Origin of the sequence: Microvirga pakistanensis, assembly GCF_004458765.1 — a bacterium.
Classification (GTDB): domain Bacteria; phylum Pseudomonadota; class Alphaproteobacteria; order Rhizobiales; family Beijerinckiaceae; genus Microvirga; species Microvirga pakistanensis.
Map to the genome: position 1 here is coordinate 40464 of NZ_SPJX01000138.1, position 19074 is coordinate 59537.

19 protein-coding genes and 4 pseudogenes are annotated in these 19074 nt (G+C 59.4%); 12 read left to right on the forward strand and 11 right to left on the reverse strand.

What is annotated here, in order from left to right:
* Positions 1–39: 39 nt before the first annotated feature.
* Complete coding sequence (locus E4K09_RS04515) at positions 40–852, forward strand: helix-turn-helix domain-containing protein (RefSeq protein WP_483238014.1); 813 nt, start codon at positions 40–42, stop codon at positions 850–852.
* A 102-nt stretch (positions 853–954) separates the two neighbouring features.
* Here E4K09_RS04515 and E4K09_RS04520 read toward each other — a convergent pair.
* Both E4K09_RS04520 and E4K09_RS04530 read right to left on the reverse strand, forming a co-directional pair.
* Positions 955–2384, reverse strand: a pseudogene (locus E4K09_RS04520) (MFS transporter).
* Positions 2385–2420: 36 nt separating this feature from the next.
* On the reverse strand, positions 2421–2930 hold the full coding sequence (locus E4K09_RS04530) for a carboxymuconolactone decarboxylase family protein (RefSeq protein ID WP_134495490.1): 510 nt from the start codon (positions 2928–2930) through the stop codon (positions 2421–2423).
* Between the two features lie 180 nt (positions 2931–3110).
* On the opposite strand from E4K09_RS04530, the pseudogene E4K09_RS30970 reads away from it, so the two are divergent.
* Positions 3111–3208, forward strand: a pseudogene (locus E4K09_RS30970) (IS6 family transposase); the annotation flags it as partial.
* Positions 3209–3695: 487 nt separating this feature from the next.
* On the opposite strand, the gene gcvA reads toward E4K09_RS30970, so the two are convergent.
* Positions 3696–4628 (reverse strand): transcriptional regulator GcvA, encoded by a 933-nt coding sequence (gene gcvA, locus E4K09_RS04535; protein ID WP_134495491.1) that lies wholly within the window; start codon positions 4626–4628, stop codon positions 3696–3698.
* Between the two features lie 119 nt (positions 4629–4747).
* On the opposite strand from gcvA, the gene E4K09_RS28805 reads away from it, so the two are divergent.
* The 3 genes from E4K09_RS28805 to E4K09_RS04545 all read left to right on the forward strand — a co-directional run bounded on the left by E4K09_RS28805 (position 4748) and on the right by E4K09_RS04545 (position 7220).
* Positions 4748–4924, forward strand: coding sequence for a hypothetical protein (locus tag E4K09_RS28805; RefSeq protein ID WP_166802153.1), 177 nt, complete (start codon positions 4748–4750; stop codon positions 4922–4924).
* A 103-nt stretch (positions 4925–5027) separates the two neighbouring features.
* Positions 5028–6002 (forward strand): quinone oxidoreductase family protein, encoded by a 975-nt coding sequence (locus E4K09_RS04540; protein WP_134495493.1) that lies wholly within the window; start codon positions 5028–5030, stop codon positions 6000–6002.
* Positions 6003–6344: 342 nt separating this feature from the next.
* Entirely contained in the window at positions 6345–7220 is an 876-nt protein-coding gene (locus tag E4K09_RS04545) for an NmrA family NAD(P)-binding protein (protein ID WP_134495495.1), read from the forward strand.
* A 31-nt stretch (positions 7221–7251) separates the two neighbouring features.
* Here the strand turns inward: E4K09_RS04545 and E4K09_RS04550 are convergent, their stop codons facing one another.
* From E4K09_RS04550 to E4K09_RS04565, 4 genes and pseudogenes are all read right to left on the reverse strand, one after another.
* Entirely contained in the window at positions 7252–8025 is a 774-nt protein-coding gene (locus tag E4K09_RS04550) for a cyclase family protein (protein ID WP_134495497.1), read from the reverse strand.
* An 11-nt stretch (positions 8026–8036) separates the two neighbouring features.
* The gene (locus E4K09_RS04555) at positions 8037–8405 is read right to left on the reverse strand and encodes a cupin domain-containing protein (protein WP_244610360.1); all 369 of its coding nucleotides are present in this window, start codon (positions 8403–8405) and stop codon (positions 8037–8039) included.
* Positions 8406–9177: 772 nt separating this feature from the next.
* Positions 9178–10116, reverse strand: a pseudogene (gene pdxA / locus E4K09_RS29730) (4-hydroxythreonine-4-phosphate dehydrogenase PdxA); the annotation flags it as partial.
* A 17-nt stretch (positions 10117–10133) separates the two neighbouring features.
* Positions 10134–11354 carry a four-carbon acid sugar kinase family protein gene (locus E4K09_RS04565; RefSeq protein WP_244610363.1) on the reverse strand — a complete coding sequence of 407 codons (1221 nt, stop codon included), beginning with the start codon at positions 11352–11354 and terminating at the stop codon, positions 10134–10136.
* A 127-nt stretch (positions 11355–11481) separates the two neighbouring features.
* Here E4K09_RS04565 and E4K09_RS04570 point away from each other — a divergent pair, with 127 nt between their 5' ends.
* Positions 11482–12396, forward strand: a complete 915-nt coding sequence (locus tag E4K09_RS04570) for a LysR substrate-binding domain-containing protein (RefSeq protein WP_204985685.1) — start codon at positions 11482–11484, stop codon at positions 12394–12396.
* A gap of 338 nt (positions 12397–12734) precedes the next feature.
* Here E4K09_RS04570 and E4K09_RS04575 read toward each other — a convergent pair whose 3' ends face one another.
* A complete protein-coding gene (locus tag E4K09_RS04575; protein WP_134495503.1) occupies positions 12735–13403 on the reverse strand; it encodes an IS5 family transposase in 669 nt (222 codons plus the stop codon).
* Between the two features lie 205 nt (positions 13404–13608).
* On the opposite strand from E4K09_RS04575, the gene E4K09_RS04580 reads away from it, so the two are divergent.
* The 3 genes from E4K09_RS04580 (at position 13609) to E4K09_RS04590 (ending at position 15612) form a co-directional block, all read left to right on the forward strand.
* A complete protein-coding gene (locus E4K09_RS04580) occupies positions 13609–13794 on the forward strand; it encodes a hypothetical protein (RefSeq protein ID WP_134495505.1) in 186 nt (61 codons plus the stop codon).
* Positions 13791–14633, forward strand: coding sequence for an alpha/beta fold hydrolase (locus E4K09_RS04585; RefSeq protein WP_134495507.1), 843 nt, complete (start codon positions 13791–13793; stop codon positions 14631–14633). Before E4K09_RS04580 ends, E4K09_RS04585 begins: the two co-directional genes overlap by 4 nt.
* A gap of 97 nt (positions 14634–14730) precedes the next feature.
* Complete coding sequence (locus E4K09_RS04590) at positions 14731–15612, forward strand: AraC family transcriptional regulator (RefSeq protein WP_134495509.1); 882 nt, start codon at positions 14731–14733, stop codon at positions 15610–15612.
* A 134-nt stretch (positions 15613–15746) separates the two neighbouring features.
* Here the strand turns inward: E4K09_RS04590 and E4K09_RS04595 are convergent.
* The 3 genes and pseudogenes from E4K09_RS04595 to E4K09_RS04600 all read right to left on the reverse strand — a co-directional run bounded on the left by E4K09_RS04595 (position 15747) and on the right by E4K09_RS04600 (position 17189).
* Positions 15747–16505: pseudogene (locus tag E4K09_RS04595) on the reverse strand (transposase).
* A gap of 97 nt (positions 16506–16602) precedes the next feature.
* Entirely contained in the window at positions 16603–16716 is a 114-nt protein-coding gene (locus tag E4K09_RS30975; RefSeq protein ID WP_425293813.1) for an integrase core domain-containing protein, read from the reverse strand.
* On the reverse strand, positions 16716–17189 hold the full coding sequence (locus tag E4K09_RS04600) for a GNAT family N-acetyltransferase (RefSeq protein ID WP_134495511.1): 474 nt from the start codon (positions 17187–17189) through the stop codon (positions 16716–16718). The genes E4K09_RS30975 and E4K09_RS04600 overlap by 1 nt, the downstream gene beginning before the upstream one ends.
* A 146-nt stretch (positions 17190–17335) precedes the next feature.
* On the opposite strand from E4K09_RS04600, the gene E4K09_RS04605 reads away from it, so the two are divergent.
* The 3 genes from E4K09_RS04605 to E4K09_RS29735 form a co-directional block, all read left to right on the forward strand.
* Positions 17336–17935 (forward strand): helix-turn-helix domain-containing protein, encoded by a 600-nt coding sequence (locus E4K09_RS04605; RefSeq protein ID WP_134495513.1) that lies wholly within the window; start codon positions 17336–17338, stop codon positions 17933–17935.
* Positions 17922–18485, forward strand: coding sequence for a GNAT family N-acetyltransferase (locus E4K09_RS04610; protein WP_134495515.1), 564 nt, complete (start codon positions 17922–17924; stop codon positions 18483–18485). The genes E4K09_RS04605 and E4K09_RS04610 overlap by 14 nt, the downstream gene beginning before the upstream one ends.
* Before the next feature lie 385 nt (positions 18486–18870).
* A partial coding sequence (locus tag E4K09_RS29735) for an alpha/beta fold hydrolase (RefSeq protein ID WP_244610361.1) occupies positions 18871–19074 on the forward strand: 204 nt, incomplete at its 3' end.

Below are 19074 nucleotides of genomic sequence, written 5' to 3' on the forward strand. Positions count from 1 at the left end.
AGGGTATGGTCCGTTCACGATGTTAGGAGCACTCAACCCGTGAACAGTCCGAGACATGTCAGCGATTATCTTCGTGAATGGCGCCAGCGCCGGCGCATGAGCCAAATGGACCTGGCGCTGGAGGCAGAGATCTCCACGCGGCACCTGAGCTTCCTCGAGACGGGCCGTTCGCAGCCGAGCCGCGAGATGGTGCTGCTCTTGGCGGAGAAACTCGACATGCCCCTGCGCGAGCGCAACATTGTGCTAGTCTCGGCGGGCTATGCGCCGGTCTATTCGGAACGCTCCCTGGACGACCCGGCGCTGGCGAGCGTGCGCCAGGCGGTGGATCTCGTGCTCAAGGGGCACGATCCTTATCCGGCGCTCGCCGTCGACCGGCACTGGTCACTGGTCTCGGCCAACGACGCGCTCGTCTCGCTGATCGGTGATGTGGATCCGGCCCTGATGAAGCCGCCGGTGAACGTGCTGCGCCTGAGCGTTCATCCGGCAGGCCTCGCCCGTCGCATCGTGAACTTCACCGAGTGGCGCAACCATCTTGTTCATCGCCTGCATAAGCAGGTGGAGGCCACCGGCGACGCAGCGCTCGCCGGTCTGATCGAGGAGCTGCGCGCCTATCCCACTCCCGATGCGGCGGCACGGGCTCCCAAGGCGGCGCATGACTATGCCGGCATTGTCGTGCCCCTGCAGCTCACCATGGAGGAGGGCGTGCTGACCCTCTTCAGCACCACGACGATATTCGGTACCCCGGTGGACGTGACGCTGTCGGAGCTCGCCATCGAGGCCTTCTTCCCGGCCGATGCGGAAACCGCGAATGCGTTGCGGCGCCTGGCCGAGAGGCGTCAGGCTGTCCCATAGCCGGTTGAGTAGGACCGGCTGCGCTAGCTTGCAGAGATTAGAGGGCACACTCCGCCACGCCTGCTTGGGCCAAGTATGCCAGCTGTGCGTCTTGAGATGCAATCATCGCGCGCTGTCTGCCGACCATTGCCGCCCAGTTCGTAGGGACAGGATAGGCTGTCGACAGGCGTAGGAGGTCACCATCATCAGGATTACGAGACCTGAGGTCAGGTACAAGCAGCCGGCAATTGTCTCGGCAACACCCGCAGCGCTAAAGCTAAACATGCCGGCCACGACCGACCCCAACCCGTAGCCCAGTTCGAAACTGGTGTTGAGCACGCCAGAAGCGGAGCCAACTTCAGCAGGCGCCACAGGCTCGAGCGCTGTATAGCTGATTGTCGGCTGGACGAAGCCCATCCCGGTGCCTGCCAGGATGAGGCCGGGGAGGAGCGGCCAACCGGAAATCTGCAGATTGCCTGCACTGGCAGCAAGGGCCAAGCAGCCATAGGCCGCCAGGAGGAGCAAGCCGCCGACCGCCACCAGGCCGTAGCCATGTCGGGCAGTCAGGTCCCCAGCCCAGGCCGACGTTGCTGAAAAGACCAACGCCAGCGGAGCAAAGAGGAGGCCGGAGGTGAGGGGTGAATGCCCGAGCCCCGACTGCACGAAGACGGGCAGGGCGACAAAGAGGGCTGCATTGCTGGCATAGAACAGCATCGCCATCAGATTGCCGGCCACAAACCGCCGCTTGGTCAGGAGGGATAGTTCAACAAGCGGTGCGCGGCCCATCGATTGGCGCCGACGCAGCCAGCCGGCAAGGAGTCCGCCCAGGAGCGGAACCAGAGCGAGACTGACGAGAGACCAAGATGGCCACCCCTGCTCGGAACCCAGCGTGAGCGGTGCGGTGAGGGACCCGAGGGGGAGGAGCAGCAATAATACGCCGATCATGTCGAGAGAATGCCTGTCAGCTTCCGGCGCCCTGCTCTCGCTCACCCAGATCTGGGCCGCGGCAAGTGCCACCAGACCCACCGGCACGTTGACCAGGAATATCGACCGCCAGCCAAGGCCAAACAGATCGGCAGTAATCAGGAGGCCGCCAATGATCTGCGCGACGGTGGCGGCAATGCCTGAAATAATAGCAAAGGCGGCGAGGGCCATCCGCGGCGCTCGCCTTCGAAGGTCACCTGAATGATCGAGAAGACCTGCGGCGTCATAAAGCCTGCAGCCGCTCCGAGGATGATCCGTGCGAGGATGAGCGCCTCGGCCCCCGGTGCAAGACTTGCAGCTACAGACGCGGTCGTAAAGAGGGCGAGCCCCAGGGAGAAGATCCGCCGCCGGCCAAAAAGGTCACCGAAGCGGCCTCCAATGATGAACGTAAGCCCAAAGGCGAAATTGTAGGACGCAAGCACGAGTTGGAGGTCGGCGGCACTGGCGTCCAGGTCCGCACGGATTGAAGGTGCCGCCACCACGGTGATGAACACGTCCATGATCGCCATGAAGGTAGCGGAGAGAACGACCGACAAGCCGATCCACGGATTACTGAGATCTGCTCTCATGTTCGATACCCTTGCAGAGCGTTGCACATGAACCGCCTAGCCGGCCACGGCCGAGATCTTGTTGCTGTGATGCGCAAACCCGGCAGATTGCCGACCGGCCCCTGCACCTACCGGATGAACCGCCCGCATGCTGATCGCGATCCGGTTCCAAGCGTTGATGGTGCCGACCGCTACCGTCAGCTTGACCAGTTCCTCTTCCGAGAGATGCCGGCGGGCGTCATCGAACACATCGTCGGGGACGGACGTCTCGGAAACGAGGGCGACGGCCGCGGTCCAGGCGAGTGCAGCCCGCTCCTTGTCCGTATAGAACGGCGATTCACGCCAGGCATTGAGAAGATAGAGCCGCTCTTCGCTTTCGCCGCGGCTGCGGGCCTCGCGGGTGTGCAGGTGAATGCAATAGGCGCATCCATTGATCTGCGACGCGCGAATCTTGCCCAGGTCGAGCAGGCTCGGTTCGAGACCGCTCCGCCTGACGTAAGCCTTGAGCGCCAGCATTGCGTTAAAAGCATCGGGGGCAACGCGGGGATAGTCGATTCTGGGATGCATAGCGTCCTCCTGTCTGTTGGCTGCAATACGCCATAAAGACGGAGGAGACGGCCCGCTTGTGACAGCCTGAACCACGGAGCTCGGCAACGGTGATCTGAGAGGAGGCGACAACTTGCCCTAACTCTCTAACTCCTCTCAGGCGCGGCTGCTCGCAGTGCCTTCCGAGTTCCTTCTTCCAGTGGGATTGAGACGGTTCACATGATACGGAAAGGGCAGGCGAAGTATGCCTGCCGTTCACAGCTCTCCTCGCCGAGCAGTTCAACATCCTGGCTGCGTGAGGCTTACGGGTGGAACAGCCCTCCTTCTGTCCCGATCCAAATTTCGCGAAAGAACCCTGAGAGCAGTAGCTGAAACTCTGAAACAAAGGGTTTGCGAAACATCCGTCACGCTGTTATTCGGCGTGAGGCTCCGATGCCGAGCGGCACGATAAATCATTGATGCGGCAGTATCGGACGGGGTCAATCCCTCCCGCCTACTCACAGACAATGGCGCTTATATCTGACAGGCCTCGTCATGCCACAACATTTAACCCAACAGTTTCTGACTAAGATTTGCGTAGCATCCCCGTCCGGCTAACCTGCGGCTTTCAGGGAATGTCAACAGTCTACGCTACGATCCAAAGCTTCGAGATGATATGGATGGTCCGCCGCAGCCACTGCGTTCTGCAGCAGTCGGGCGCTACAGGCGAAGTCAATGTTGGCAGCCAGTTCTTCGGCTGTGCCGCCTGAGCTCCCATTCGCCCGGGATCGTTATGCCCGTCCCAAGTTAACGCAACAGAGCCTTGTCCAGAGACATGGTCGATGAACGGCGGACGCAGGATGTCCTGACCTCTTCCAGAAGCCAGTCTCGGAAAGCACGGATCTTCGCCGAGCGGCTGCGGGTTTTCGGGTAGACGAGCCAATAACTGCGCCCGTCCTCCGCAAGAATGTCGAATGGGGCAATCAACCGGCCGGTTGCAAGCTCATTGGCGAAGAAGGCGGGTGCTACAATCGCAACTCCGTGCCCAGCAAGGGCAGAGGCGCCCTCCAGCAACTGGATCCCGAGATTGAGGTCAGGACCTCGTGTGAGATCGACATTCGGTACGCCCGCTTGAGAAAACCAAGGCGCCCACCACGGATCACGCGGGCTTACTAAGGGCAGCTTCAGGAGATCTGCCGGCTCTTTCAGCGGACCAGCACGCTCGAGAAACTGAGGGCTGCAGACAGGTACGAACCTGCTGGGAAACAGCTCATGGACTTCCAGCCCTGGCCAATCGCCCATACCGCTTCTGATGCCTACATCGAACTCACCTCGGATCAGGTCGACAAGGTCCATGGATGTATCGAGACGAACCGCCAAACTCGGATGAGACAGCTGAAACCCCCCAAGGCGAGGGACAAGCCAGTTGGCGGCAAACGTCTGGAACACTGTGATGGCCAAGACAGTCTCGTCACCCTCGGAGACCGCCTGAAAGGCATCGCGCATGATCTGAAAGGCTTCGTTGATCGAAGGAGCAAGTCGCTTGCCTGTTTCCGTCAGGGAGACCTGCCGGGCTGTGCGCGTGAACAGCGAGGTCCCCAGGCGATCCTCCAGGACCTTGATCTGATAGCTGACGGCAGCCTGGGTAAGGCCGAGTTCATCTGCAGCGCGCGAGAAGCTCTGGAGGCGCGCAGTCGCCTCAAACACGCGAACGGCGCTCATGGGGGGCAGCTTTTGCATCGCGCACTCATAAAGACGGCTTATAGGACGGCTCTCACTTTCATTTTGTCAATGCCCTGTCCACAGGCTTATCTCAGCCAGCGACGCAGCTTCGACGGATCGCGGCCATGGAGCGTTCAATGTTTGTCATCCCGAAGAACAGAATTCCGCGAACGCGCGTGACTATCGCCCTGGCGCTCCGAATTTTCGGCTTTGCCTTCCGCAAGCCGACAGTGGTCTTCTTCAACGAACATGAATTTTCCGACCATCTGCTCCGCGATCTCGGCGTCCTCGATGGTGACCGGTCGGACCGGTAGCCTTCCATAAGTTAGCATTATTCACAGCGCACTTTGACGCCATACAGACATTTGATCTTCGCCTAATGTGGAGCCGTAACCTGGCTCAGAAGGGAACGACATCATGACCCACGCTATTCGCTTCCACGAGACTGGAGGTCCTGAGGTCCTCATCTGGGAGGAAGTTGCCGTCGGCCAGCCCGGGCCAGGTGAAGCTCGTGTCCGGCACACCGCCATCGGACTGAACTATGTCGACACCTACGTGCGCTCTGGCACGTACTCGGCTTCACTGCCAAGTTGTCTCGGCACGGAGGCGGCTGGCGTGGTCGAGGCAGTTGGTCCAGGCGTGATCGACGTGAAGGTCGGCGACAGGGTTGCCTACTCCGGCGGGCCCCAGGGCGCCTATTCCGAAAAGCGGGTCATACCGGTCGATCGTCTGGTCGTCTTACCGGACGGCATCACTGATCAGCAGGCGGCCGCGATGATGCTCAAGGGCATGACCGCCCAGTACCTGATCCGACAAACCTACAAGGTCAAACAAGGCGACACCATCCTGTTCCATGCCGCGGCTGGCGGGGTTGGCCTCATCGCGTGCCAATGGGCCAAGGCGCTGGGCGCGACTGTGATCGGCACGGTTGGCAGCGACGAGAAAGCTAAACTCGCCAAGGCTTACGGCTGCGATTACCCCATCGTCTATACGCGCGAGAACTTCGTCGAGCGGGTGAGGGAGATCACCAACGGCAGCATGGTGCCGGTCGTGTACGACTCAATCGGCAAGGACACCTTCTCTGCCTCGTTGGACTGTCTTGCCCCGCGGGGGCTCATGGTGCTTTTCGGGCAATCCTCCGGTGCCGTCGAACCCGTCAATCTAAGTATCCTGGCCCAAAAGGGCTCGCTCTATGTCACGCGCCCCACCTTGGGGACTTATGCCGCAAAACGGGCTGATCTCCTGGTTATGGCCCGGGATCTGTTCGATGTCGTGCTCTCGGGGAAGGTCAAGATCGAGATCAACCAAATCTATTCATTACGGGATGCAGCCAAGGCCCATCAGGACCTGCAGGCTCGTAAGACCACCGGATCAACAATCCTAACCGTGTAGCAACCAGCGTCTCACCCTGCGCTGGTATTTTCCTAATGATGGGGAGTGTAAGGATCTGTGGGGCACCCAGTTATTGACTCGTTTCACGAGCCCGCTCTCCCGATACGGTTGCCTGCCCTCAATGAGGCTGCCCCTAAGCACCCCATAGCTGCCCCAAGTAACCTCGTGCTCTCCAGGATGATATGGCCCGGCGTGCTGCGGATTAAGCGCTGCCGAACAGTTGCTCGGTCGCAGTCACCCTGACTATGAAACAGCCGCTTGATCTGCGCCCGTAAGCCCCTCCTGACAGAAACTGTCAGGGGCAAGACCTATAAGGATCCATAAGATCAAGGAGGATCGATAGTGTTCGTGATCATCGGTGGCACCGGGCACGTCGGCTCGGCAACGGCAACTGAGCTCTTGCGGCGCAGCGAGACTGTGGCGATTGTGACACGCTATGCCGCAGGCGCGGCTGACTGGCACGCGAGAGGCGCTGAGGTCATCGAAGCCGATGTTGAAGATGTGCCTTCTCTGCGCAAGGCATTTCAACGGGGGAAACGCGCCCTCCTGCTGAACCCACCGGCTGATCCAGCCAAGGACACGGATGCCGTTGAAAGGCGCACGGTCGCAAACATCATCGCGGCGCTTGACGGCTCAGGATTAGAGAAGGTGGTTGCCGCATCGACAGGTGGAGCGCAACCCGGCGTGCGGCTTGGAGACCTCAGTGTCCTTTGGGGACTCGAAGAGGGGTTGCGTCGGCAGGGGATTCCGGCTGCGATCAATCGTGGAGCCTACTATATGAGCAACTGGGATGGCCTACTCGATGTCGTGCGGCGCGATGGCGTTCTACCGACCATGCTCCCTGCGGACCTTCCGATCCCGATGGTGGCGCCTCACGACCTGGGCCAAGCCGCCGCCGAGAGGCTTCTTTCATCGGTGGAGGACATCGGCATTCGTTACATCGAAGGTCCCAGACGCTATTCGCCGGCCGAGGTCGCGGAGGCATTTTCAAATGAACTTGGCCGGCCCGTGAGGCTGTCCGTCATCCCTAGGGAGAACTGGAAGGACACGTTCCTTCAACTAGGCTTTTCAGAGGCGGCCGCAACCTCCTACACACGCATGACCGAAGTGAGTGTCGATAGGGGATTCGATCTCGTGGAAAATCCATGGCGGGGTTCGACGTCTCTGGAGGCATACATCCACGAACTCGTGGCAAGGTCCGCGTCTCGTCAATCCTGATCCCCCTCTGTGTCATGCCCTTCGGGGTCTTCTATTGAACCGGCGCGATGGCAAAAACTCGCGCCGGAAAGCCCGATCCCCTTCGTGGCTTCGGCCAGGAGGCAATCAGGATTGCTCCAGCTTCCGGTAGATCGGTCAAATCAGAAAGCAATTCGATTTGCCATTTATCCTGCGCAAGCCAATAAGCCTCCAAAGGAGCCTCGTGCCGCGAAACGGCAACTCCCGGATCCGTATCGGTGGTCTCGTGGCCGATGGCCGATGCATTCCGGTGCTCGGCCAGGTACTGGAGGACCTCAAGGCTCCATCCTGGGAAATGTGAGATGCCGTCAGGGCAACAGTTTTTCATTGCTGCGGCATCCGGCCAGCGGCTTGACCAGCCGGTGCGCTTGGCGACGAAAGCACCTTGCGGAACAGGCCCGTTTCGGCTCTCCGAGGCTTTGACGTCTTCAAGAGCGATGCAATAGTCAGGGTTATCTTCAACACGCTGAGTGATGTCAATCACGACAAGCGGCAAAATCATCTCGTGTATGGACAGTTCATCCAAGTGACGCAGACCGCGGATGAAATGGGCCGGGGGATCAACATGAGTTCCCCATTGCCCGGCATGCCGATACTCGTGGGCAAGGAATCCGTGGCCCTTGACTCCCACGCCTTCATCATAGTGGTAGAGCGTAATTCGCTCCTCGGCGTCGAAGGAACCACAATGAGGTATGGTTCTGTCGAAGGCATGGGTCAGATCAATCCAGCGGCATTGCTGCAGTTCGTTTAGGACAGACCATAGTTCAAATGAAGTCCTCGCTGTCATTGCAGCACGCCTCAGCCAATGCGATCGAGCTCGCGAACGGTACGCGCGTTCACGACATTGCCGGTGTTGAGCGTCGTCTTCGGCTCGAGCAGGACGATCTCACACTCGTCACTCTCCGCTATCGGAAGGTGCTCGACACCACGCGGAACGATGATGAACTCACCGGGGCCGATCCGGACGTCGCGGTCCCGAAACCGCATGAGAAGAGTCCCTTTGTGAACGAGGAACAGTTCGTCTTCATGATCGTGGTGATGCCACATGAACTCGCCCTTGAACTTGGCGAGCTTGATCTGCATGTCATTGATCTCGCCGGCGACTTTCGGGCTCCAATGGTCCGAGAACTTGGCAAATGCAGCATCGAGTTGAACTTTGTCAGGCACGGTTGGTTCCTTGGCTTCGAACGAGTGTCCCGTCAGGCAGCGTGGCCAACCTGCCCCCGGCACGAGTGGGCACGAGTGCCCGGATGATCATTCTTTGGATCGCGACGAGCTGCCCCGTCAATCCGGGCTCATCGGCGGGGAAGACGCCGTCTAGAGCAGCCGTTCCGACCGTGAATCCTGCAGCCTGTCCGCCGACGACGTCGCAGATCCTATCATAGCGGTCGATCGATCCGGCAATATACACAGGCTTCGACACTGCACGGCAGACCCGCCGTATTAGTTCGGGGACATCCCCGTTGAAGCGGTAGGCGAGCAAATCAAGACCGTGGACGCCCTCCTTGGCCGCAAGGATCCTGGCACTTTCCACGATGTCCTCGATTGGACCGAGCAGTATGCTCGGATGGCCGACGACCTTGCCGGGAAATGGATAATACGCGATTCCCGTATTCATAATGATGGGAAGGACGGCATCAGGGCGTGTGCCACCCATCAGCACATCCACGTCAAGGGCAACCGCAGCGTTCGCTGATTCCACTTCGCTCGCTTCGTCGAGGCTGACGACTTCGAGATAGACCCGTGCACCGGCCTTTCTGATGGTGGATGACAACGTCCTCAGGTCTTCAAGAGGAAGTCCGACGTCCTTGAAGCCGATATGCCTGACCCCTGCCGCCAGGACTTCGTTGAGACGAGCCATCGCATCAGGAATCGTGCGGTCGTGGCGCGTGAGCATGAAGATGAAGTCAGGGGATTGATTGTTACCGGCGGTTTCGGTCAAACGAACGGCCTGGTCCAGCGCACATCGCAAGGATCTATGATCGGCCTTGCCGGTACCGGCGATGTCGAAGGCGGTACCATGATCGACGCTCGTCCTGACGAACGGAAGGCCGAGCGTGATGTTCACCCCCTGGTCAATCCCGAGATACTTCACCGGAATGAGACCCTGGTCATGATACTGGGCGACCACCACATCGAACTCTCCGCGACGGGCGCGCATAAAGATCGTGTCTCCAGGCCATGGGCCTGTCGCATCAATCCCTTCGGCCCGCGCGAGCGCGATGGCTGGCGCGATTGCGTCGATCTCCTCCCGGCCGAAGAGCCCGTGCTCGCCAGCATGTGGATTAAGACCAGCCACCGCAATCTGCGGAGAGACAATGCCGAAGCGGCGGCAAGCCTCATGAGCCAGCCTGATGGCATTTAACTCGGCTTCGACCGTTACCCGCCTGATGGCCTCGGCGAGGGAGAGATGAATGGTCACGAGGACGACGCGCAGCTCATCACTGGCAAGCATCATAGTGAAGTTGCTCGTCCCGGTCCTATCAGCCAGGATTTCAGTATGGCCAGGATAATTGACACCTGCAAGTTTTAGAGCTTCCTTGTGTATTGGCGCTGTCACGATGGCGCCGATGGAGCCCTGCAGAGTGTAATCGATGGCGCGCTCGATATAGGTGTAAGCGGCCTTACCTGCACGCGCGTCGACTTGGCCGAAGGGCAGATCGGCCGGAAGCTGGGTTTCGGCCACGACTTCGATCGTGTTGGGTGCAAAAACGGCCTCTGAAGGATGAGCGACCCGACGAACGAACATGCCAACTCCGATCAGGTCCACAGCACGCTGCATGATCGTTGCGTCACCGATCACGACCGCTCGCGCTGCGGGGGATTCATGGAAAAGTTTGGCAATGATCTCGGGTCCGATCCCGCTTGGATCACCCATGGTAATGCCGATTGGCCTCATGCCACACTCTCCTTGGTCGTGCGCTCACCGATAAGATGTTTCAAGGCAGCGATGAGGGTGGCGCTATCGCCGAACCCTCCTGCCTTCGTAATGACGCGGGCGCGGGTCGGCCCTTCGAAAGCTCCGATCGGAATGCCTGCGGACAACTCCGACTCAAGCACGATTCCGGTGGTGCCCAGGGTCCGAGCGACCTTGACCGCTGTGTCTCCCCCGGTGAGGATGAAGCCGTCATACGGAGCGCTCTCGTGCAAAATCCTGACGGCGACAGCGATGGATTCGGCAACGCGGGGTGCCCACTCCCGGCTGATCCAACTTCCGCTCAACGTTGAGGTCACCACGACTGTCTCCATGCGGCCGTTAGGATCTAGGGAGGCGACCGCTTCTCGCGCAGCGTCCTCCGGCGCCACGGAAGCACTTTCCGAGTCGATCGTGACAGTCTGATCAACAAGAGGACTCAGATGCGCGAGCTGATTGCGGCTGACGGGATTGGTGCTTCCGATGGCGATCATGACCCGCCTCGAACGAGAACGCTTGGGAGGCGAAGCACCGCCGCGGAAAGCTTGCGCGAGAGCGCGCGCCAATCCTGGTGAGCCGATCCAGACCACATCACGCGGCTCGGGGACGGCGTGCACCATAGCGCGAAGATCGGAGGGCGTCTCGGCATCGACGACGAGAGTCGAATGAACCCTCAGGGCCATCTCCAGAACATCTCTCCTTCCTGCAGAGTGCCTGTCTAATACAGCAACGGATTCACCTCCAGCCGAAAGGATGCTTGTGATATTATCGGTTCGAACGGGATGAAGTGGATCGCTGGCAAAGGGTGTGGCGGAAATCCCGATCCCGTTGAGGAGTTGATGCCCACCGCGGGTAATCCGGCCCGCCTCCGGGAAAGCCGGAGCGAAGATGGCCGCGCGCCGCCCTGATGCCTGCAGCGCCGCGCGAAGTTCCCCGGCGAGATGGCCACGGATCGTGGAATCGACCGTCTTATAAAGCAGGTCACGGTCGCGCAGCCGAAAGACCGCATCGTAGACACGCTGAACGGCTTCTTCTTGGGGACGTATCCGGCTGTCGGTGTCAATGGATAGGACGTCCCATTGGTTTGCTGTCGCCAGATTGCTCAGGTCGAGCGCCACCATGGTCGGATGCCCGGCTTTCGCGAAAGCGATGCCCCCGTCCGTTGCACTTGTGAGATCATCGGCAACAACTGCGATCTTCATCCTGGGCCCAATTTCGTGCTCAAGGCCTGTCCTGTGTGGTCTGGCCCATAGATGAATACGATGAGTTGCCTGCTGGCAAAAATGATGATTTGGTAAGTTTATAGGTGAGAAAAACGAACGGATTACAGTGACTGCACGCCTTCCTCCTCTGAACGCTCTGCGCTGCTTCGAGAAGGCCGCACGCCTAGAGAGCTTCGCCAAGGCCGCCGACGAATTGCATCTGACCCACAGCGCGGTGAGCCGCCAGATCAAGAACCTTGAAGATGAGCTTGGCATCCCGCTTTTCGAGCGGCGGAACAGGCGTGTTTACGTGACGGAGCCTGGCCGCCGCCTGCTTACAGCGACAACCAGCGCCTTCCATCTCATCCGGGAGGTTTGCGAGGAAATCCGAGCCAAGGCGCCGGCACCCCTCGTGCTCTCCTGCGAACCCACCCTGACCCAGCGCTGGCTCATTCCACGGCTTCCGAAACTTGGTGAATGCCATCCCGATCTCCTGGTCCATGTCGTTGCGGCGGGAGGACCCGTGCAGTTTGACCGGGATCGCATCGATCTGGCCATCAGAAGAGACGATTTCGCCTGGGACGCAGACACTTACTCAATCCCCATCGTGGACGAATGGGTCGGACCGGTGGTCAGTCCCGCACTGCTTCAGACATGCTTGGATGGTCGGAGCCCGCTGAGCCTGCCTCTGATCCACTCCGCGACGCGCCTGGATGCTTGGGAGCGGTGGTGCAGGGAAAACGGAAAATCGGCAGGTTCAAGAGAGAGTCGCACATTCGAGCACTTCTATCTGAGCATCCAGGCAGCCGTCGCTGGTTTGGGGATAGCGATCGGCCCTTACCCTTTGGTTATTGACGAGATCAGGGCCGGCCGGCTTGTGGCCCCGTTCGGCTTCACACCGAACGGCCACCAGTATGTTCTGCTGACGAAGAAAGATCTTGTCCAGGAACCGCGCGCAACGATGTTGTTGGAGTGGCTCAAGGCCGAGGCCGCAGACTTATCCCCATCGCCCAGGGACTTGGCTAGGATCACTCATGGGTGAGTCTTCTGAACGCAAGCCTTAGTTTTCATCTCGTCCTACGAGCCATCGCCGGCTCTAAACCTCGTATCCCGCCAAACACAGAGGCAAGGGATCACGGCATGCCTGCCGCGGCACTCGAAGTGGTCAGACGCGCCTACGCCCGGAAGAGGGGTCGGGCTGCTCAGCCTTACGGACAAGCGTCTGGAGATGGGGCTCGCAGCCGTTCGATGACGCCCGCTTCACCCCTTGAGGTGGCTTTCGCCGACCACTAGCTAAGAAGGTTCGCTGACGCGGCGAAGTCCTATGGCAAGCACCAAGCCGAGAATCAACCGAACAGGCACCTCCACGCACCGGACCAGCTAGGTCGTAGAGTCATAAGCGCGTAGCCCCAGCCGCAACGAGGCGAACTTGTGATAGCGTGTGGCGACGCGGCGGGATTGCTTCAACCTGGAGAAGAACCGCCCGATTAGATTGCGCTCGCGGTAGAGCCTCTTGCTGAAGCAGGGCTTCCAGCACCGGCTACTATTGGGCGGGATGTTAGGGGTGGCACCCTGCTCCTGAATCAGCTCACGGATGCGTTCGACATCGTAGGCCTTGCCCGCCAACACGATAGTGCTCGGGCCACGGGGGTCAAGCGGCGTGTCGGCGATTTGCACGTCATGCGCCTGCTCTGACGTCAAGCCGAGCCTGATCGGGAGGCCTTGCGCGTCGATAACGACATGGATCTTGGTCATGAGCCCGCCGTGGGAGCGACCGAGGTAATGATCTGCACCCTCCCTTTTTGCCGTCGCGGCATGCTGATGGGCACAATCGGAGGTGCTGTCGATCATCTGGATGCTGCCATCATGCGTGACGCTGGTAGCGTCCATCAGCCGATCCCAGACACCGGCCCTCCGCCATCGCACGAAGCGGTTGTAACAGGTGGCGCGCGATCCATAACGTTCTGGCAGGTCGCGCCATGGTGCTCCCGCTCTAAGCACCCAAATTTTGCCGTTTAACACGCGCCCTTCGAAGTCGCTCAGGTACATCGGCTCATCTTGAGCTTGAACCAGAGTTCGGTACGATATGAAAGCCACCGGTCCGCAAGCGCCCTCTTTTCGCCGCTCGTCGACAAATTGAACGTACCCGTAAACGGTCTTTGGCGATTTTCTGCGACCCGTGACAAAACCGCAAGATCGGTCGAGCACGTTATGGCCAATAGCGACTAGCTAGAGCCGCCACGGATGAGGGGCGATGAAGGTCGCGCTTCAAAATTACCATGCCCGGATGCGGCGGGTGCTGGACGATATTGACCGGCAACTTGAAGGTGATCTGGAGTTGGAAACAGTGAGGGATATTGCGACCTTCTCGAAATCTCATTTCTACGGGGCTGTTAGGTCGCTGTTCACCCTATTGCGCATTTGTGAGACACAAACATGACTATTACGTACGCTCCCAAACAGACAACCACGCGCGGGCATACCGTGCAAATCAACGATATTGAGATGTATTATGAAGAGTACGGAGCCGGAAAGCCTCTCGTGCTCTTACATGGCTTTGGCGGTTCTGGACAGAACTGGTATCCCTTTAAGGACAAGCTCGCAGAGCGCCATCGACTGATCGTCGTTGATCTGCGTGGTCATGGTCACTCCTCCAATCCGGAGAACCAGTTCACGCATCGGGAAGCGGCCAATGACGTGTTCCTTTTGCTTGAAAAGCTGAGGATCGGTCACTTCTCGGCTATGGGCATTAGTTCTGGCGCGATGACACTACTGCACATGGCAACAAGCCAACCCGAGCGCATCGACTCGATGGTATTAATTAGTGCAACTACCCACTTCCCAGATCAGGCAAGAGTTATCATGCGCAGAGCTTCGTTCGACGTCATGCCTCAACAAGTTAAAGAAATGTATCGGGAGTGCGCAAAACGCGGTGACGAACAGATCGGCCAACTTATCGCACAGTTTAACGCGTTGGGCGAAAACCATGACGATATGAATTTCACCGCATACGAACTATCAAACATTACAGCTCGTACTCTTGTTGTGCACGGTGATCGCGACCGCTTTTTTCCCATTGAAATTCCTGTAAATATATACCGTTCCATTCCGAACGCCGCGTTATGGATCATCCCCGGTGGCGAGCACGCTCCTATTTATGATCCCGTCGTTCCATTCACCACAACAGCCCTGCGGTTCCTTGATGGGTCAGAGAGCAAGTCACACTCAGCGGCCGAACAAGGCGCTCCAATTGACCGCAATTACGCCGGCGCTCCATAGCGGCAGTTGAGGTTGAACGTCTTCCCCCGATTCCGCAAGATCGGTCGAGGCGATATGGCCGTCAGTGACTAGCTGGAGCTGCCACAGAGGAGGGACGATGAAGGCGGCGCTTCAAAACTACCATGCCCGGATGCAGCGGGTGCTGGATCACATAGACCGGCATTTGGACGACGACCTGGACCTGGACGCGCTGAGCGGCGTCGCGGCCTACTCGAAGTATCATTTCCACCGGCAGTTTACGGCGACCTTCGGGCTGTCTGTGCATCGCTTTGTCCAGCTTGCCCGTCTGAAGCGCGCTTCGCACCGTTTGGCCTACGGGGATGCCCAAAGCGTCACAGACATAGCGATGGATGCCGGTTACGATGCACCGGACGCCTTCGCCCGCGCCTTTCGGCAACGGTTTGGGCAATCGCCTTCGTCGTTCCGGAAGTCTCCCAACTGGGAGCCGTGGCTTGCAGCCTTCGGGCCTCTCGACAACGCGAGGAGCAAGCTCATGCAAAAGCCTTTTACTACTGACGACGTGACGATTCGCGATGTGCCCTCTACGCGAGTGGCGATCATGGAGCATCAGGGCGACCCAGCGACGCTCGGCGCAACCATCCAGCGGTTCGTCGCGTGGCGCACGGCCGCTGGCCTGCACCTCAAGACGAGTCCGACCTTCAATGTCTGGCGTTCGGAGCGGCGTCCTGCGTCGCCCGCCGATTATCGCGTGGACCTTTGTGTCGGGACCGACCAACCGATAGAGGCGAACGGCGAGCAAATCAAAGCCGGCGAGATCCCTGGCGGACGCTGCGCGGTGCTGCGTGTTGTTGGCAATACCGACAATCTGGAGCCCGCCGCGCTCTACCTTTATCGCGACTGGTTTCCGGCCAGCGGCGAGGAAGCACGCGACTTCCCGATCTATTGCCAGCGGCTGGGCTTCTTCGCGGAAGTGCCGGAGCATGAGGCGGTCGCAGAATTGTTTTTGCCGCTGAAATAGCGCGATCCGACGACGGCCTGTCCCTTCCGATCGCAAGAAGCGGACAACCGCTATCCACCTAATTCGGGCTTTATGAGTTCACGACCCGTAGGGAACCCATACAACTTAGTGAGAATGCCTAGAGCATCAGACGGTTAGACGGACTTATATCCTGTGGCCGTGAAGAAGTTCCAATATTCCTGTGGCTCGAAGAGCTCACAGACGTCGCCGAGCGCGCCAGAGCGCCTCAAACGTTCGGGCCTCGACCTTGCGTAGGTGGGCTTTGATCTTGGCGGAAACCTGCTCGATCGGGTTCATGCCCGGACTGTCCAGTGGCAGGAACAGGAACTAGGCCCCTCTCTACTTCGGGCACAGGGCAGCCTTCTCGCTCTTGTGGACTGCGAGGTTGTCGAGGATCACCACATCGCCTGGTCTCAGCGTCGGCGCCCATTGCGTCTAAATGTAGGTGTCGAACGCAGACCGGGTGATCGGGCATCGATCTCCCGGAGAGCGCTCAACTCATGGCAGCGCAGGCCCGCTATAAAGGTGTGCGTTTTCCAATGGCCGAAGGGGGTGCTCGCGCGTAAGCGCTCTCCCTTGCGCGAGAGCATCGCGGGAGCCGCGACGATCCCGTGCTCGTCCAGCAGCCTCGCGGCGAGCTCGGGCATGGTGATGGCCGGCTCGGCTTCAACAATCCGGACCAGGAAGGTCTCATAACCCATCAGCTTGCCGCGTCCGGGCCGGCGACCCTGACGGGCCGGTGCGAGGGAGCCGGACTGCCGCTGGCGTTGCATCAGCTTGATGGCGCAGCTGTCGCTGACCCCGAAGTGGCGGGCTGCTGCACGGCAGGAATGGCCGGCCTCAATGAAGCCCGAAACTCGTACCCGCAGATCCAAGGAGAAGTTCTGAGTCATGATCCACCTCCTGCTCGCGGAAGGGAGTCACATTTCAGCCCAGACCGACACGTCTTGAATCTGCCTTTCAGTTTGATGCTCTAGCTGCGATTTCTGATCAGGTTGTTGCGGCGAGGGCCTGAGCCGGCGTTCGTCGGCCGAGACTACCATGCGGGTGCTGCTGATTGCACCAGTTCAGCCACTGCAGCAAACCATGATGAGCTCGACTCATCAAATCAGGCGCTCGAGTTCGACTGCGGTTGGGGTATCAAATCCTGGATGTGTGTGAAAGGCGACCTCTCTGAAACCGATGCTTGCAAAGAGCCTGCGATTGCCTGTCAGGGCGAGCCGCGTGCTCAATGTCATTCGCGTCACCTTGGCATTCCTTGCCGCTTCACCAGCATAGTGGAGAAGGGAGGAGGCGATGCCTCGCCTGCGCCACTTGGGGCTAACAGCCAGCCGTGTCAGATGCATGTCATTGCCTTTTAAGGACCACAGGCAGCAACCAACCTCTTCGGAGATCAAGGACGCGACGGCGCCGCCTCCATTTTCTTGGAAATGGTGCTTGATTTTGCTGGGCGTCACGCTGAGGGCCGAAGGGGTGGGCTGGAGCACAACTGGCTGCTGAGCGAAGGCTGACCTGATCAGCCGTGCGATGAGAGCGGCATCTGAAGCGAGCGCTTGGCGGATTTTTATCGTGCTCATTAGCAAGCTCCTCTGCGGAGCGAGTGATCAAGGTCCACGCTAAGAATTGCGGTACGAAGGCATAGACAAAGCTGTCTGTCCAGTTCTCCACAAACCTCTCAGTTGGCCGGCTTGACTCTAGTATAATAGAGATTGATTCTAATTTAATGGAAACGGTCGCAGATATCAACACTCGCTTGGCAACACGCCTTCGCAATCTCCGCTCAGACTGCGGCCTGTCATTGGGCGGTTTGGCCGAACGCACTGGAGTGAGCCGCTCCATGATCTCTCTCATTGAGCACGGCGAAAGTAGCCCGACAGCTGCCATTCTCGACAGACTGGCAGCAGGATTGGGTGTTAGTCTCGCCTCACTGTTCTCTAACGAGGAGAGCTGCAGCGCCTCGCCCCTCGCCCGACGCGTCGATCAGTACACGTGGCGCGACCCTGGCACTGGCTACATGCGCCGTAATCTTTCACCTCCCGGCTACCCTTCTCGGATCGAACTTGTCGAGGTGGTACTTCCGGCTGGGGCACGGGTGACCTACGACACGGGTATCCGTACAGTCAACATCAGCCAACAGGTCTGGATCATCGACGGCGATATCGTAGTGACTATAGGCAGAGAGACTTACCGTCTGACCACGGACGATTGCCTCGCCATGCGCGTCGACCAGTTGGTTGTCTTCCAGAACCTCACCGATAAGCCCTCCAGGCATCTGGTCGCACTCTCCGCAGACAGAAATGGGAGCATCTATGCACAACGTTGAGGTGATCGTTACGAATAGGCCGGTTACGCCCCGCATTCTGTCGCCCCATGAGGCCAAAGAGCAGATCGAAGCTCTGTCCGCAATTCTGATCGATTGTGTTGAAGGAGGCGCGTCGGTGGGCTTCATGTCCCCATTAGCACGAGAGAGGGCGATCACATTCTGGGAGGGGGTCGCAGAGGGTGTCGCAGCCGGTGAGCGGATCCTTCTTGTCGCCGAAGATCCATCCACTGGACAAATCGTTGGGACGGTTCAGGTGGTCCTTAAGCAGCCGGATAATCAACCGCATCGCGCCGACATCGCTAAGATGCAAGTCCATCGTCGTGCCAGACGGCGAGGCATTGGAGCCACCCTGATGCTGGCTGCGGAAGAAGCAGCGCGGGGAGCAGGCAAATCTGTGTTGGTGCTCGACACGGTGACAGGGAGTGACGCCGAGCGTCTCTACACCCGTCTCGGCTGGCAACGGGTCGGCGTGATCCCCAATTACGCTCATTGGCCAACCGGCGGATTCTGCGACACAACCGTGTTTTACAAGCAGCTCGCTAGCGCGTGATCCACTGCGCCGATCCCCGTTCAACCCAATGAGCAAAAGAGATGAGGGATGACCGGAGCTACTACAGTTGAATTGATCCGCCCCAAGCCATTGCGACCACGGCGCGAAGCCGGACGCAGTGTTGAGCCTGGAAAATCCGGCCTCTTGCCTCCTGGGCCTGGGCATAACGGCGGCCCACCTCTGGAAGAGCCGAAAAAGCGAAGCAAGCGCTTCAAAAATGATCTTTTCGTGGACTTCTGCTGGAGACAGGCTCACCGCTCAGCGTGGAAGAAGATCCCGCACGATGTCGTAAGGTTCAGGCTTTCGCGTGCGGAGGCGGCAGGCGTCTCTTACCGGGAGTACACCCTCGAGATCCTTGAGCGTGGCCGCTACCTCCAAAAGGAGGATGTCAAGAAGCGCGGCGGGCTACAGCGTACACGATCAACCAGCGATTGGCCGTAAGAGGGGGAGCCCCGAAACTGCAGTCCCTGATGGCCAGCCGGTCCTGTTCCTTGCGGGCTGGACGCTCAATTCGGACATGTGGGCCTACCAGATGGAGCCTCTGGCCCGGCAGGGCTTCCACTGCATCGCCTACGACCGGCGGGCGCAT